The organism is Pseudoalteromonas sp. SM9913, assembly GCF_000184065.1.
Taxonomy (GTDB): Bacteria; Pseudomonadota; Gammaproteobacteria; order Enterobacterales; family Alteromonadaceae; genus Pseudoalteromonas; species Pseudoalteromonas tetraodonis.
The window spans coordinates 341,122-355,625 of record NC_014800.1 but is presented as its reverse complement, the minus strand read 5'-3'; the positions used below and the strand labels follow the sequence as shown (position 1 = coordinate 355,625).

General features: G+C 39.5%; 12 protein-coding genes. 5 read left to right on the top strand and 7 right to left on the bottom strand.

Translation table 11 applies throughout. The features are described 5' to 3' along the window. Window positions 1–144: 144 nt before the first annotated feature. From PSM_RS16765 to PSM_RS16750, 3 genes are all read right to left on the bottom strand, one after another. A complete protein-coding gene (locus PSM_RS16765) occupies window positions 145–510 on the bottom strand; it encodes an energy transducer TonB (protein WP_013463064.1) in 366 nt (121 codons plus the stop codon). Window positions 511–1,178: 668 nt separating this feature from the next. Further along, complete coding sequence (locus tag PSM_RS16755; RefSeq protein ID WP_013463063.1) at window positions 1,179–1,964, bottom strand: HNH endonuclease; 786 nt, start codon at window positions 1,962–1,964, stop codon at window positions 1,179–1,181. A gap of 303 nt (window positions 1,965–2,267) precedes the next feature. Continuing rightward, on the bottom strand, window positions 2,268–2,762 hold the full coding sequence (locus PSM_RS16750) for a GNAT family N-acetyltransferase (protein WP_013463061.1): 495 nt from the start codon (window positions 2,760–2,762) through the stop codon (window positions 2,268–2,270). 101 nt (window positions 2,763–2,863) lie between these two features. Here PSM_RS16750 and PSM_RS16740 point away from each other — a divergent pair. Both PSM_RS16740 and PSM_RS16735 read left to right on the top strand, forming a co-directional pair. After that, window positions 2,864–4,044, top strand: a protein-coding gene (locus tag PSM_RS16740) for an IS3 family transposase (protein WP_086008870.1) whose coding sequence is annotated in 2 segments (ribosomal slippage) — window positions 2,864–3,122 and window positions 3,122–4,044 — 1,182 coding nt in all. Because the reading frame shifts where the segments join, the coding sequence is not laid out codon by codon here. Between the two features lie 576 nt (window positions 4,045–4,620). After that, window positions 4,621–4,983 carry a hypothetical protein gene (locus PSM_RS16735; protein WP_013463058.1) on the top strand — a complete coding sequence of 121 codons (363 nt, stop codon included), beginning with the start codon at window positions 4,621–4,623 and terminating at the stop codon, window positions 4,981–4,983. Window positions 4,984–5,152: 169 nt separating this feature from the next. Here the strand turns inward: PSM_RS16735 and PSM_RS16730 are convergent, their stop codons facing one another. Both PSM_RS16730 and PSM_RS16725 read right to left on the bottom strand, forming a co-directional pair. After that, a complete protein-coding gene (locus PSM_RS16730; RefSeq protein ID WP_013463057.1) occupies window positions 5,153–6,007 on the bottom strand; it encodes a PA4780 family RIO1-like protein kinase in 855 nt (284 codons plus the stop codon). 269 nt (window positions 6,008–6,276) lie between these two features. Next, the gene (locus PSM_RS16725) at window positions 6,277–8,262 is read right to left on the bottom strand and encodes a ligand-gated channel protein (RefSeq protein ID WP_013463056.1); all 1,986 of its coding nucleotides are present in this window, start codon (window positions 8,260–8,262) and stop codon (window positions 6,277–6,279) included. Between the two features lie 121 nt (window positions 8,263–8,383). Here PSM_RS16725 and PSM_RS16720 point away from each other — a divergent pair, with 121 nt between their 5' ends. Continuing rightward, complete coding sequence (locus PSM_RS16720; protein ID WP_013463055.1) at window positions 8,384–9,268, top strand: LysR family transcriptional regulator; 885 nt, start codon at window positions 8,384–8,386, stop codon at window positions 9,266–9,268. 33 nt (window positions 9,269–9,301) lie between these two features. Here PSM_RS16720 and PSM_RS16715 read toward each other — a convergent pair whose 3' ends face one another. Next, on the bottom strand, window positions 9,302–9,919 hold the full coding sequence (locus PSM_RS16715; protein ID WP_013463054.1) for a LysE family translocator: 618 nt from the start codon (window positions 9,917–9,919) through the stop codon (window positions 9,302–9,304). A 339-nt stretch (window positions 9,920–10,258) separates the two neighbouring features. Here PSM_RS16715 and uvrA point away from each other — a divergent pair, with 339 nt between their 5' ends. Continuing rightward, window positions 10,259–12,826: an excinuclease ABC subunit UvrA gene (gene uvrA, locus PSM_RS16710; RefSeq protein WP_013463053.1), complete on the top strand. Its 2,568-nt coding sequence runs from the start codon at window positions 10,259–10,261 to the stop codon at window positions 12,824–12,826. Window positions 12,827–13,210: 384 nt separating this feature from the next. Here uvrA and PSM_RS18805 read toward each other — a convergent pair whose 3' ends face one another. Continuing rightward, a complete protein-coding gene (locus PSM_RS18805) occupies window positions 13,211–13,663 on the bottom strand; it encodes an alpha/beta fold hydrolase (RefSeq protein ID WP_236613549.1) in 453 nt (150 codons plus the stop codon). Between the two features lie 160 nt (window positions 13,664–13,823). On the opposite strand from PSM_RS18805, the gene PSM_RS16700 reads away from it, so the two are divergent. Then, the gene (locus tag PSM_RS16700) at window positions 13,824–14,414 is read left to right on the top strand and encodes a MarR family winged helix-turn-helix transcriptional regulator (protein WP_236613548.1); all 591 of its coding nucleotides are present in this window, start codon (window positions 13,824–13,826) and stop codon (window positions 14,412–14,414) included. Window positions 14,415–14,504 lie beyond the last annotated feature (90 nt).

The following is a 14,504-nucleotide window of genomic DNA, read 5'->3' as shown; positions in this document are numbered from 1 at the left end:
CCTTAAGCATAAGTAATTGTGTTTCGTTTAAATCGGAACAATGCGTACATTTATCCAAAAACTCAGAATAATACAGTTCACACCTATCACATCGTTTTTGTTTAGGTTGCTTAGATCTCCATGATATGCTCATCCCTAGAGACATTATAACTTCCACTCGAGAGTACCTGCGTACTCAACCTTAACCAGCCTACCATTTAATAACGCAGGCTTAAATCGCCATAGCTTTAAAGCCCGTAAACCTTCCTTTTCAAATACACCTTTTGGGGCAGATTCAATTACTTCAACTCTTTCTAACGCTCCAACTTCATTAACTATTGCTTTGAACTTTAAGTAGCCCTCTACGCTTTTTTTAGCCGCATCTTCAGGATATTTTGGTTCAATCTTCACAACCCATTTAGCAGGTGAATCTGTTTGCGCATTGATATACACAATACTTGAATTTGCCACTTTATCAGTACTATTACAACCAACCAGTAAAAGGACTAAAAATATAGTTATGTACTTCAAAGACTACTCCTAAAAATATAGCTCAGTTAAATGTACAACTAGTGTTTAAGTTTACTAAGGTGTGCAGCAACACGAAACAAGACCAACCATTATGTATCCGATAATTTATGGCCTTGTTATATATTTTATTGCATTAACAAATCAGAAAAAAGCTACCTAAATTAACGTTAGCGTTTTGCATTATCGATAGTCTGCAAAGTGCCAAAAGCGGATATTGAGCACCATAGCCACTTTTTATGTTTTAGTTACTACGACATACCTATTATCCAAGGCATAGTAATACCTAAACTGACCGACGATACTCCAAGGATAAACTTTAGATGATTCATAGAACTACATTTTGAATACATATATATCCCTGAAAAAAGCGCAATTACCGACCACATGGCAGACCCCATAAAATATGCTCGAATTGCACTTTGATTTAGTGCCGTTGTATAAGCAGGGTCTGCAATAAAATTTAAAAGAAGTGCGACGAATAGCCCCATGAAAGGTAAAAAGCCTATCATAAAAATTCTTTTCTTAAGCACCCATTTCTTCATATGTATGAATCCATTCGATTAAAAACATAACGCCGTTGTAACCGGCTAAAAATAGTGGGTTAAAATGTGTAGCGAAGCGAAACCTAACCCACTGTCTTAGTTCCGTTTAAATGCCTTGTTAAATTTTTATTTGTACCACTTTTGATATGAGTTAGAAGTTACAGCCTCTCCTGCTTTTTTCTCATTTTGATTGCACTCTTTACACAGCAACTGGATATTTGTTACATCATTAAAGCCATATTGAGCAAGTGCTACAATGTGATCATAATTTTCTTTGTTGTCGAGGCTTACAATACCAGATAGATCTTTATTACACAGGACACATTGCCCTCGATCTCTAAAATATACAGCCCTCTTAACCCATTGCGGTATATGACCTCGTTTTAATCTACCTCGTTTAGTTACAAGATCACTATCAATTTCTTTAAGGTCTTCTCTTTCAAGTGCTCCCGAAATCATTAAATTAAATTCCATGAGCAGATCTCGATTTTGAAAAAGAATATAAAAAACTTCTTCGACTGTATGAGTTAATAATTGATCATAAGCATCATTCAGATGTTCCATATAATTATGAATCAGATCATCATAATGCTTAGTATTATTTTCATTCTTCTCCATATAACTCTGGAATGATATATGAGGGATAGAATGAAATTTTAGGGCTCCTTCAATAGGTAGTCGTTTACTTTTATTTTCAGCAAACTTATTTAAATTCTCATAGTAAATACGATTTATTACAAAATATAAATATTTATGAAAAAGTGAAAACTTAGGAAACGTTTCTATCAAATAGGTGACATTACCATCACCGTAAAATTCATTCAGAGCTCTAGCCAATTCAAATTGATCTTGAAGGGTATTCTTAATCACATTACAAAAATAATACGTTTCATAAAATTTAGCGTTTAACATGAACCCTCCAAAAAAATTTAACATTTTAATAGTGCGCTCATCTCGCATATTTCTGCCGACTTAACGCTCATTTATCTAGCTTATATAGTTTTAACAAATAACCTAAGGTATTACTATCACAAAGTTTTCTAAAACTTTTAAGTAAAGTTAAATGAACCAATATGCGCGCAGCGCTCATTTTCATGAATATATACGCAAAGAGCTGTTTAACCAATCAATTAACGACGATATTTAGCCAATCTCAATGGCTGGTTTTCGCTCTTTACCAAATTTTACTTAAGCGCAGAAGACGTTGTAATCTTGCTAGTTATTTGTGATAACAAACTCGTGGTAGCCTTCTGTTTCAGGGGGGTCAACTTTATCAACACGCACAACGTTTAATTTAGCAAACAAACTATTCCAAAATTTCAACGCTGAACTATCGTTTAAATGAACTGCTACATGCCACTGATTTGTTTCAACAGGCATCAAATTTTGAATAACGAATTTAGCAATGCCTTGTTTTCGATATTTGGGTAGAATAAAAATATCAGCCAACTCAGGTATTTCTTTGCCAACGATCTCAGTTGGTTCTACGGTAGCAAAACCAGCAATTTGGTTAGAAACGAGTACAAGATAAATAATGCAGTCTTCCTCACCACGCACTACACATTCTAAATATTCTTCATCAATATCATAGCAACCATCTAAACCAACATCTTCTAAGTCAAATATACTCTGATGATATTGGTAAAACTGCCATAGCATTTTTATTGCAGCGATATCGATTGATTCAGCTTTTCGTATTGTAGTGTCCATTTTATACCTATTTCCTTATGTGTGTGTAGTGGCATAGTTAATTTGGTCACCCATTAAGAAAGAAATGTTATGCTAATAAGCATACAAATTTGGGTGAAAAAATGACGAAATTAAAACGCGCAACATACTCTGCGGCAATCAAATTAGAAACGGCTCAGCTTGTGGTGGACCAAGGTTATACACAAGAAGATGCAGCCAAGGCTATGGGGGTGGGTAAATCAACCGTCAGTAAATGGGTTACCCAATTAAAGCAAGAGCGTAATGGTCAGTCACCATCTGCTTCGCCAATGACGCCCGAACAAATTGAAATCCGCGAACTTAAAAAGCAAATCCAACGCATTGAATTAGAAAAGGATATATTAAAAAAGGCTACCGCTCTCTTGATGTCCGACTCCCTGAACAATTCTCGTTAATTGAGAAACTAAACCAACGAGAGCGTTACCCAATTAGCGTGCTGTGTAACGTATTCAATGTGCATCGGAGCAGCTATAAATATTGGGCTATACGGGATACAACGCCGACGCCAGAGCAAGTAAGGCTAGAGGCTGAAGTTAAAGCAATACATGCAATGAGCGGCGGCTCAGCTGGGGCGCGGACAATCGCGGCAATAGCAACGAACAATGGTTTTGAATTGAGTCGTTATCGTGCTGCTAAGCTAATGGTTAAATTAAAGCTTGAAAGCTGCCAAGTACCTCAACATTCATATAAACGTGGTGGTAATGAACACCTTGAAATTCCAAACCTGCTTGATAGACAATTTGATGTTGTTGAGCCAGATACCGTGTGGTGCGGTGATGTGACGTATATTTGGGTAGGTAATCGCTGGGCTTATTTAGCCGTTGTTATTGATTTATTTGCACGTAAAGTAGTTGGCTGGGCCATGTCGTTGTCGCCAGATACTAATTTAACGCTAAAAGCACTTGAACTCGCGTATGAAAGCAGAGGAAAACCGACAGGACTGATGTTTCATTCAGATCAGGGTAGTCATTATACAAGTTTAAAATATCGTCAACGTTTATGGCGCTATAAAATCAAACAAAGTATGAGTAGGCGCGGAAATTGTTGGGATAATGCGCCAATGGAACGATTTTTTAGAAGCTTTAAGACGGAATGGATGCCAAAAGTTGGATATGAAAACTTTAGAGACGCTAAATATAGTGTGAGTGATTATATCAACGGATATTACAATAATGTTAGACCACATCATTATAATGCTGGTTTAGCGCCGAATGAATCTGAGATTAGATATCAAGATTCTAAAACTGTGGCCAAAATTAGTTGACCACTACAGTGGTTCGACATTAGCTTTTACTAAAGAGATGAAGATTCGCTAGTAGTTATCTTTAAAAAACATCATGTTATTAAACGATAACGACTCGAAAATAACAACAAAATAAATTTTAAGAATGAATTGAAAAAAAACCGCCAACAAGCTGATAGTCAGGCGGATAAAACTTCACGTCACACAGAAAAACTCTGACTAACAGCTTCTCGCTCTTTGTCGAACTTCGCAAAAGTGTCAACTTTAGTCATTCAGGACTATCTCGTTTATGCTTAAAAAGTTGTCGAAAATACGACAAGGTGGGCTTTGTACGATATCACAATAACGTGGTCAAAAAGGTTAGCAGGCAAACACAAGGGAATGGACGAAGTGCATATTTTATTCAGGCGCTTAAATGTAGAAATATCATTGTTAATTTAATAAGATAGGCTACAAATTTAGAACCTTAGTTTCTGTTTGCTTAAATTATTGAGTCGACCGTAACTCTTACCTCTGCGATCGAAGATGATATTTAAATTTACCAAAAACTGGCTCTCTCCAAATTTTGTTATGGTTGTTTTGTTCTCAATAATATCCATGATCTCTACCTATTATTTACATGACTCTGAGTCTGTAAAGATAAAGGCTGCTTTGTTTGTTTCTCCTTTTTTCTATTTAACAGGGCTCTATTACTTTTTGCATTTATTAACAACTCCCAATGAAATTACTTTAGGCAACAACAGTATCGAAATTGATGGTAAGGTTTATTCGTTAGGCTTAAATACTAAGTGTAGTGTTTTATTTAATAAAGCATCACAGGCTGAATTCGAAATAACCATAAATAATAAAAAGATTGTCACAACGTCTTTTTTTTATAAATGTGATTTTAATGAGGAAGAATTTATCAGCTATTACATTGATAATGAATATGTGTTTGCAGACTCAATGGCATTTAATTAATGGATAGTATCAAGCTGCTTTTAGTTAAATGCACACCTGTCGGTTCCCGTTGATAGTAATGACAGAACTAACTTAGATTTTGCAGTGACCAGCTAAACCCATCCTTATGGCTCATACCTACATGCTAAGTTTTGATCTAATAGTCAAAACTCAGCACGTAAATTAAGGGTTATTGCTCATCAGCGTCGCGAATGCGTTCTTTACGTTCTTGCTCTTCATCAAAGGCGGCTTGAATTTCGTCAAGTACTGAATCTACATCTGCAGCTTCGCTGTCGTCTTCAAATTCGCCACTGAGTTTTGAGTGCGGGGTTAAGTTAGCATCTTCATACAGTGCCCACATTTCTTTGGCATATTGCGTGTGTAATAACGCAGGTGCAAATTGGCCATAATAGCGGCGCATGTTATTTACATCGCGGGCAAACATGGCTTCGGCGCTATTATTAGCAGAGGCGTTAACCGCTTGGGGTAAATCAATAATTACTGGGCCGTTGCTATCTACAAGTACGTTAAATTCAGATAAGTCACCGTGAATAATCCCAGCGCATAGCATTAGTTTGATGTAGTGCATCATTAATGTATGTTGTTCAATGGCTTGTTTCTCGGTTAAATCAACTGCGCCAAGTTGTGGTGCAACATCGCCTTCGTCATCACTTACAAGTTCCATTAACAAAACACCGTCAATGCAGCCGTAAGTTTGCGGTACCCGAACACCTGCTGAGGATAAACGCGAGAGTGCGTCAACCTCGGCATTTTGCCAAATTTCTTCTTCTAATTGACGGCCATAGCTTGAACGTTTACCCATAGCACGGGCTTGTCGGCCACTGCGTACTTTGCGGCCCTCTTGATACTGGGCGGCTTTTTTAAAACTTCGCTTACTGGCATCTTTGTATACTTTAGCGCAGCGAATGTCATCGCCACAGGCCACTACAAATACATCGGCCTCTTTACCGCTCATTAACCGGCTGATCACTTCATCAATAAAACCATCATCAACTAATGGCTGTAAGCGTTTAGGTATTTTCAAACGACACCTACTAAAAATACAGGGTTGGCTTTTTGTTTTGCTATGTGGTTCAAACGAGGCATACCTTTGGGGATTGAAGAAAGTTATAAATTATTAGTAAACTTTAAAGTTACATTTAATGACTAAATTACGCAGCTAGAATAAGCGACTACAGCTAAAAAGCCAACCGCCTTTTTTGCTTTTTAAGTATTATTGACCAAGAACCGAGATAAAACCAAAAAACGAGTACGGTTTAGCGTACTCGTTTACTTAGTATTATTAAAAAGTGTTTAGAACTGCCACACTAAAGACGCCCAATAGCGACGGCCATCTTCAACATAGCCATACTCTTGCTCTGTGATCTCTTTATCAAGGAAGTTGTAAATTCCAGCACCAAGTTTAACGCTGTCACTTAGCTGATAATTAGCGCCTAAATTGGCAATGGTATAATCAGGAGCAATTAAACTACTTTGTGAAGGCCCTGTGGTAGGCTGGCTTTCTTCTCCACGATATTGCACACGTAACCATCCGCCTAACTTATCTGTTGGACGCCAATTTAAAGACGTTTGTAAACTATGTTTTGGTAGCTGATTAAGTGGGCTCCCTTTATATTGACCGGTTTTTTGCTCTGAGTCGGTGTAGGTATAACTGGCACTCACATCAATTTCAGTTGAAATATCATAATCTATGGATATCTCAATACCTTGGGTTTTGGCTTCATCCACATTAATGTAGGTAGTTGGCATGGAGCCGAACTGATTTGGGCCATCTGTGCACTGCGTTAATGGGCATGCTATGCGGGTTATTTTGTCATCAAATTCATTATAAAAAACGGTTGTCGATATGCTTAAATCTCGCCCAGAATCATAGTAAACACCCATTTCATAGTTAACTGATTGCTCAGGCTTTAAGTCAGGGTTACCATAAATATTACCGCCACGACTCACTTGTCCCCATTGCGCGGTAGATTGGCGAATATTTGGCGCACGGAAACCCGTTGATATGCCGCCTTTGATGGTGATTGTTTTAGATGCGCTATAAACACCATACAAACGTGGGCTCCAATGACCCGCAAAGTTGCCATCATGATCGTAACGTAGGCCTGCGGTAAGCTTAAAGTCATCCGTAGCTGCCCACTCGTTTTCACCAAAAACTGACCATTGCTCGTTTTCTACATGGGTTAAGTCGCTAATTTTATTGCTTGTATAATCATCCAATGACTCTTTTAAATAGGTCGCACCAAACGTAGAGTTATGATCACTAAATAGCGGTAAACTCCATGTCGTTTGAATGTCGGTATTTTCGATAAACATTTCACGTGAGTTATTATCAAACTTATCGTACTTAATGTAACTACGCGACGAGCCAAAGTCGTAAAAACCGTTGTGTGACATAGAGTATGTTTGTTGCTCATACTCAGTAGTTGCTGATTCAGGGCAGCCACGTCGACCACAGTTTTCACCTGGCGCAAGCGGGGCAACTGTTTTACCAAGTGTTTCGTCTAATGTTTGTTTTGCCGAGCCAAGTTCAAACATTAATTCGTGACTATCATTAGGTGTTAATGTGAACTTGGCTTTAACATTACTTTGTTCTTTACCTCGAAATCCTGCAGTAAACTCATCTTCATTTCGCTTTGAAAACTGCCCATACAATTGCACGCCCAATAGATCTGGAATAATGCCACCAGAAGTGAAAAAGCTGGCTTGGTTTATATCACCTGACTGACTTTGCTCTTGAATGGTGCTGTCTAAACGCAGTTCACCGTACCACTGCTCTGGCGCTTTACGGGTAATAATATTGATGACACCACCAATAGCATCAGAGCCATACAACGACGACATAGGGCCACGTATTACTTCAATACGTTCAATCGCTGAAATTGGCGGCGTCCAAGCACCTTCTACGCCTGGGCCATCACTATTAGGTCGTGTTTCTCTTGAGCTTTGGCGTTGTCCATCAATAAGAATAAGCGTGTATTGGCTAGCCATACCACGCAAGCTAATATCTTTTCTGTCGCCTCCGCCGGTCACTATTACACCCGGAATATCAGCCATTGCGTCAGTTAAGTCACGATAAAAGCGTTTTTCTAGCTGCGCTCTGTCTATAACACTAATACTTGCAGGTGCCTCTTTGAGCATTTGTTCGTAACCAGAAGCAGTGACAACCATTACTTCCATATCTTGTTTTTTTTCATCAGCAAAAGCAGGGTTAGCAATTGCAAAAGTACTTAAAATAAATGCAGTTACCGGCCTTAACTTACAACTTACCGTGTTCATGATATTTCTCCGTGACATTTAGCATGTAAATGATAATAATTAGCGTTTGCGATAATAGTGAGAAGTTCCCTTTCTCACAACGTTATTTTTATTAAAGCTAATTTAAGTAAGGCTTAACGGTATGAGTGATAAGTTAACTAAAACCCTGAATATATTTGTTCGCACAGTACAAACGGGAAGTATGAGTAAAGCTGCCGCAGACCTTTTAATGACAACCTCTGCAATTAGCCAGCAAATAAAACAAATAGAGCTAGATGTAGGTTTGAGTTTATTTAATCGCAGCCCTCGAGAATTAACGCTTACCGAGGCCGGTGAGCTGTATTATCAAAGTTGTTTACAAATGCTTGCCGTTGCAACAGCTACATCAGAACAATTACAGCATTTACAAAATTGCCCGAGTGGGCAATTAAAACTAGCAGCCCCTGTTGGTTTTGGAGGTGGGTTACTAAGTGAGCCTGTAAAGCATTTAATTAGCCAATTTAGTGATATAGATGTGCACTTAACGCTTTCTGACGAGCCGATTGATATGATCAGAACAGGTATAGATTTAGTGCTGGCAATTGGTCCTCTCGAAGACTCAAACTTAATTGCACGCCAACTCGCTAGTTGGCCATTAATACTGTGTGTTCATAAAAATCATGCACTAGCACAGCAACCAAAAATCACACTGGATGACCTAAAAGCGCATAACCGCATTGCACATATAGCTGTTGATCCGGCGCTTACGCACCTTACCCGCGGTGAAAGCACAACACTACCAAAAGCGCGTATTGCCATTAATAATATGCAAACTGTGATTCAATTTGTTCTCGACGAGTTAGGCTATGCTATTTTGCCAGAGCCTGAAGTACGTAATTTTTTAGCTACAGGAGAACTTTTAGAAATATGCACGGATTGGCAGCTTCCCCATTACGATGTATTTGCTCTAACGCCTGCACGCGACACGTTAGCAGCAAAGACAAAAGCTGCAATTAAAGCACTTAACGCATCATTTTCAGCTATTTAAATAACCTAAGTTCAGGTTAAGGCTTGTTTATAGTTAACTAATTGCAAGCCAAACTCCTACTAGCACCATTAAACTTCCCGCAATACGGTTCATCCACTTAATGTTATTGCCTTTGGTTAAAAATAACCGCAGGCTTTTACCACCTGTTGCGTAAATCATCATACAGATAAACTCTGAGAGTAAAATAATGGCCACCAGCACCGCTAATTGCGGCGCAACACTGTATTGTACGTTAATAAAAGGAGGTAATAAGGAAATCATAAACGCCCATCCTTTTGGATTGGCAATGGCGGTTACAAACCCCTGTGAAAATAATGAATATCGGCTCACGGCTGTTGTGTTATGCGTATCAACCGACATTTTTCCTTTTGCACGCCACATATTAATGCCAATGTAGATTAAATAAGCGCCACCTAGCCATTTTAAAATATCAAATGCACTGGGGTAATTAAGCATAACACTGGCTACACCAAGCACCGCGGCTACCGCAACTGTTGCTACACCGAGGAGTTCACCTATCATCATCCATAAAGTTCGTCGCACGCCTATACTCATGCCTAAAGTCATGGCCAGTGTCATGCACATACCAGGAGTAATAGACACAAAAAAGAACGTAGGAACAAATACCGCAAGTGCAGCTACATCAATCATTTAAAGCTCGCAATAGGTTAAAAATAAAGTCGTGATAGGTTCATCCCAGAGGGTAAATGAAAAGAGCAAAGATTAAAGACAAATGATCTGACCCGATACAGGAGACACGGGGTTTTAATTTATTGATTCATATTGCATGGGGCTCATATTACAGAATTAGGCACTTCTTGGCCGTGGTTCATTATCGTTGATTCATTAAGTTTCTCAATATAGAAAAATAGCGACATGGTTGCATATTCGCTTTGTAACATATACTAAGCGCTTATTCAGCTTTACCACGGTAGTATTCACACCCTTGAACTTTAATAAATATAAGGTTATCAAAAAGGAGTAAGTTACATGGCAGCTACACCTAAAAGTACTTACGCGGTTACTAATGCGAAATCGGCTTTATTGAACCCTGAGCACAGTATTGAAGTAAGAGGCGCACGTGTTCATAACTTAAAAGATGTGGATTTAAACCTCCCCCGTAACTCACTCGTTGTATTTACCGGTATATCTGGCTCTGGTAAATCATCTCTTGCCTTTGGAACGTTATTTGCCGAGTCGCAACATCGTTACCTTGATTCGGTATCGCCTTATGCGCGCAGATTAATAGATCAGGTAGACGAGCCTGATGTCGATTCAATTGAAGGCCTGCCACCAGCGGTCGCACTCCAGCAACAGCGTGGTGCGCCATCGGTGCGTTCATCCGTGGGTAGCGTAACCACTATTTCTAACGCACTGCGAATGTTATATTCGCGCGCAGGCGAATACCCCAAAGGGCAAGGCATTCTTTATGCCGATGCGTTTTCGCCAAATACGCCACAAGGGGCATGCCCAGAGTGCCATGGTATTGGCCGCGTATTTAACGTAACCGAAGAGCTACTGGTGCCCGACCCCACTAAATCAATTAGGGATCGCGCCATTGCCGCATGGCCACCGGCTTGGCAAGGTAAAAACCTAAGCCGTATACTTACCTCTTTAGGTTACGATATTGATAAACCTTGGAATACCCTGCCTAAAAAAGCCCGAGATTGGATTTTGTTTACCGACGAAACCCCTACAGTGCCAGTGTTTCCCGAGTACACGCTTAAGCAAACCCAAGCTGCTATTAAAAATGAAGAAAATCCTAGTTACATGGGTACGTTTTCGAGTGCTAAACGCTTTGTTTTACAATCGTTTGCAAGCACTCAAAGCCCGCGTACTAAAAAGCGCGTGTCGCAGTATATGCAAGTATCATCGTGCCCACAGTGTGATGGTAAAAAACTCAAAAAAAAGTCGTTATCGGTTAAAGTCGCAGGCTTTGATATTGGTGAAATTTCGCAGTTAACACTTAGCGAACTTGCGCAAACATTAAGTATTGCCGCTAGCAAGCCTGCTAAAAGTAACGCTGCAAATCCAGAAAAAGCTATAGTGGCAAAGCGTATAGCAGGCGATATTCTTAAACGCGTTGAAGCGTTAACTAAGCTTGGTTTAGGGTATTTATCACTGGAGCGCACAACCCCATCGTTATCGCTAGGGGAATTACAACGCCTAAGGCTTGCAACGCAAATTCGCTCAAAGTTATTTGGTGTAGTTTATGTGTTAGATGAGCCATCGGCAGGTTTACACCCTGCAGATACGCAAGCCTTATTAGCCGCATTAGATGAACTAATAGCCGCTGGTAACTCGGTTTTTGTGGTTGAACACGACGTAAGCGTTATTCGCCATGCCGATTGGGTGGTCGATGTAGGGCCAAATGCTAGCACACACGGCGGTAATATTGTTTACAGCGGCCCTGTTGAGGGTTTAAAACAAATTAGCAGCTCACATACTAGCCAGTATTTATTTAAAAATGAAGAAAATCACCTAGCTCACATACAACACAAACAACACAAACAACGCCGACCAAAAGCATGGCTATCGCTTAAAAATATTGAGCGTAATAACTTACAAAAACTCGATGTAGAATTTCCACTTGGGGTTATTACAAGTGTTACGGGGGTATCTGGCTCAGGTAAATCGAGCTTAGTAAGCCAAGCGCTTGTTGAACTGGTTTACGATGCACTTGGGCAAAAATCGCAGCCACAAATACCAACAGACAACGCTGAGCTGCTCGAGCAAGAGCTCGACATAACAACCGAAGGACAAATAACGCAAGGCATTGAGCATATAAAACGCCTTATCACGGTTGATCAAAAAGCCATTGGCCGCACACCTCGTTCAAACCTTGCAACTTACACAGGCTTATTCGATCATGTACGAAAATTGTTTGCTAATACCAATGAAGCAAAAGCGCGTAAGTACGATGCCGGTCGTTTTTCGTTTAATGTTAAAAAAGGCCGCTGCGAAAACTGCGAAGGTGTAGGCTTTGTTAGTATAGAGCTGTTATTTTTACCTAGTGTCTATTCACCCTGCCCTGTGTGTAATGCTAAGCGCTACAACCAGAAAACACTCGAGATTACATATAAAGATAAAACCATTGCCGATGTGCTTAATTTAACGGTTGAGTCGGCGCATACATTTTTTGACGATGAGCCCGCTATTGAACGCGCGCTAAATACACTGCTACAGGTAGGCCTTGGCTATTTACGTTTAGGGCAACCCGCTACTGAGCTTTCAGGTGGCGAAGCCCAGCGTATAAAACTGGCCACTGAACTACAACGTGCTCAGCGCGGCGATACGCTTTATGTTTTAGATGAACCAACCACTGGTCTACATCCTAAAGATGTGGCCATGTTAATGACGCAGTTAAATGGCTTAGTTGATGCTGGCAATACCGTTATTATGGTCGAGCACGATATGCAAGTAGCCAGCAACAGTGATTGGGTTATTGATATTGGCCCAGGAGCCGGCGACGAAGGCGGGCATATAGTTGCACAAGGTAAACCTGAAAAAGTGGCAAATGTAAAAGCGAGTAAAACAGCACCATTTTTACTGAAATAGTTAAAGAATAACGCTTTTAATTTTATAAAAGCGTTACCTATAGAGTAGTTAACGCTTAAAATAACTTCTTGGGATGAATTCAATATCTGCAATTCAGATTAATTTATACACGCCGTTTTTATTTTGATAACCAATTAGAAATAGCCTCGCCTATTTCATTCGGCGAATCTTCTTGAAGATAGTGGATACCGCTCACGGTTACCTCAGCTAGGTTTGGCCATGTGCGCACAAAGTCTCTTGCGTAACCAACTAAAAAAGCACCTGGTTCTGCATTAATAAATAGCTTTGGAATATCATGAGAGTTGGCTAAATAACTCGCATAGCTTTTTACTAAAGCGACAGTATCGGCAGCCTCTCCGGCAATGGGAAGTTGGCGAGGCCCTGCTAAAATTGCACGGCGATCCTCCCCGGATTTATAAAGGGTCTACGATATTCGTCGTGTTCTTTTTGCGTTAATTGACGCGAAATAGTCGCTGGTAATATTGTTTCAATAAAAAAGTTATCATCAAGCACCATTTTTTCACCCTCAGCAGAGCGCAAGGTGCTAATTGGGCCATGTAAGTCCTTAAGAAAGTCATCCCATGTTGGAAAATCGGTAACAATTGCTTCCATTAAGGCAATCGCTTTTACTGCATCACGATGTGTATTAGCCCAGTTAAAACCAACACCAGAGCCCCAATCGTGCAGTACTAAAGTAACATTACTGTTCACGCCCAACGCTTCTAAAAGTGCAAATGTGTATTTGCTGCTTTCATGGGTGTTATCTAACTTTTTCGAATCTCCTAATCCAATCATATCCATAGCAATTAAACGCCCTTTTCCTTGTAAATATGGCATAACATTTCGCCAAAGGTAGCTAGATGTAGGATTACCATGTAAAAACACAATAGGATCGCCTTCGCCTTCATCTATTTAGGCCATTTTTTTATCTAATATAGTTTTAAACTTTTTTGTATAACGTAATGTTTCTGAATCATTTTTTATTTAATTGATATACATGACTGAATCACACAATAAACGAGCGTACTTAACTTGTCACTATATTTATGTGATCGAATCACATACAATTGAATTTATGAAAAATGAAAAATACATATCAAATTTAATCGGCACGTTTGCCACCTTTGTTTCTAATGACATTGAAAAGCAGATTGCCGAATTAGGCGGGCGACGCTTAAGCCACGAATCGGCACTCGTCACTATTTACAACCACCCAAATGAAACCATAGATGTACTGAGCAAGGTTTTAGGCTTAACGCACTCTGGTGCGGTTAGATTAATAAATACGCTTGAAAAAGAAGAGCTTGTAGAGAGGCGTAAATCGGTAAAGGATGCTCGCTCTGTTGTTTTATACGTAACTGATAAAGGAAGTCAAAGGGTTAAAAGAGTACTAAACAGCCGAGAAACAGCCACCTCTAAAATACTAAATAGCTTTAATGATGAACAAAAACAAAGCTTTTTAAGTTTGATAGAACTAGCGCTTAGCAGCCTAACAAGCGAGCAGATAGAAGCCCGTAAAATATGCAAACTATGTAACGAAGGTGTATGTAGAAAGCGTGGTTGCCCAGTAGAAAATGCTATTAAATAAAGTACACCCCACTTAAAAATTTATCCAATAAGTTAAAGAATGATAACAGCCACTTTAGTCGTTTTTCTTACATGAAATTAGGTAAAGATG

What these genes read in the sequence shown, in the direction of transcription:
- PSM_RS16755 (WP_013463063.1), bottom strand. Translation starts at nt 1,964, where the DNA reads ATGTTAAACGCTAAATTTTATGAAACGTATTATTTTTGTAATGTGATT.
- PSM_RS16750 (WP_013463061.1), bottom strand. Translation starts at nt 2,762, where the DNA reads ATGGACACTACAATACGAAAAGCTGAATCAATCGATATCGCTGCAATA.
- PSM_RS16735 (WP_013463058.1), top strand. Translation starts at nt 4,621, where the DNA reads ATGATCTCTACCTATTATTTACATGACTCTGAGTCTGTAAAGATAAAG.
- PSM_RS16725 (WP_013463056.1), bottom strand. Translation starts at nt 8,262, where the DNA reads ATGAACACGGTAAGTTGTAAGTTAAGGCCGGTAACTGCATTTATTTTA.
- PSM_RS16720 (WP_013463055.1), top strand. Translation starts at nt 8,384, where the DNA reads ATGAGTGATAAGTTAACTAAAACCCTGAATATATTTGTTCGCACAGTA.
- PSM_RS16715 (WP_013463054.1), bottom strand. Translation starts at nt 9,919, where the DNA reads ATGATTGATGTAGCTGCACTTGCGGTATTTGTTCCTACGTTCTTTTTT.
- uvrA (WP_013463053.1), top strand. Translation starts at nt 10,259, where the DNA reads ATGGCAGCTACACCTAAAAGTACTTACGCGGTTACTAATGCGAAATCG.
- PSM_RS18805 (WP_236613549.1), bottom strand. Translation starts at nt 13,663, where the DNA reads ATGCCATATTTACAAGGAAAAGGGCGTTTAATTGCTATGGATATGATT.
- PSM_RS16700 (WP_236613548.1), top strand. Translation starts at nt 13,824, where the DNA reads ATGACTGAATCACACAATAAACGAGCGTACTTAACTTGTCACTATATT.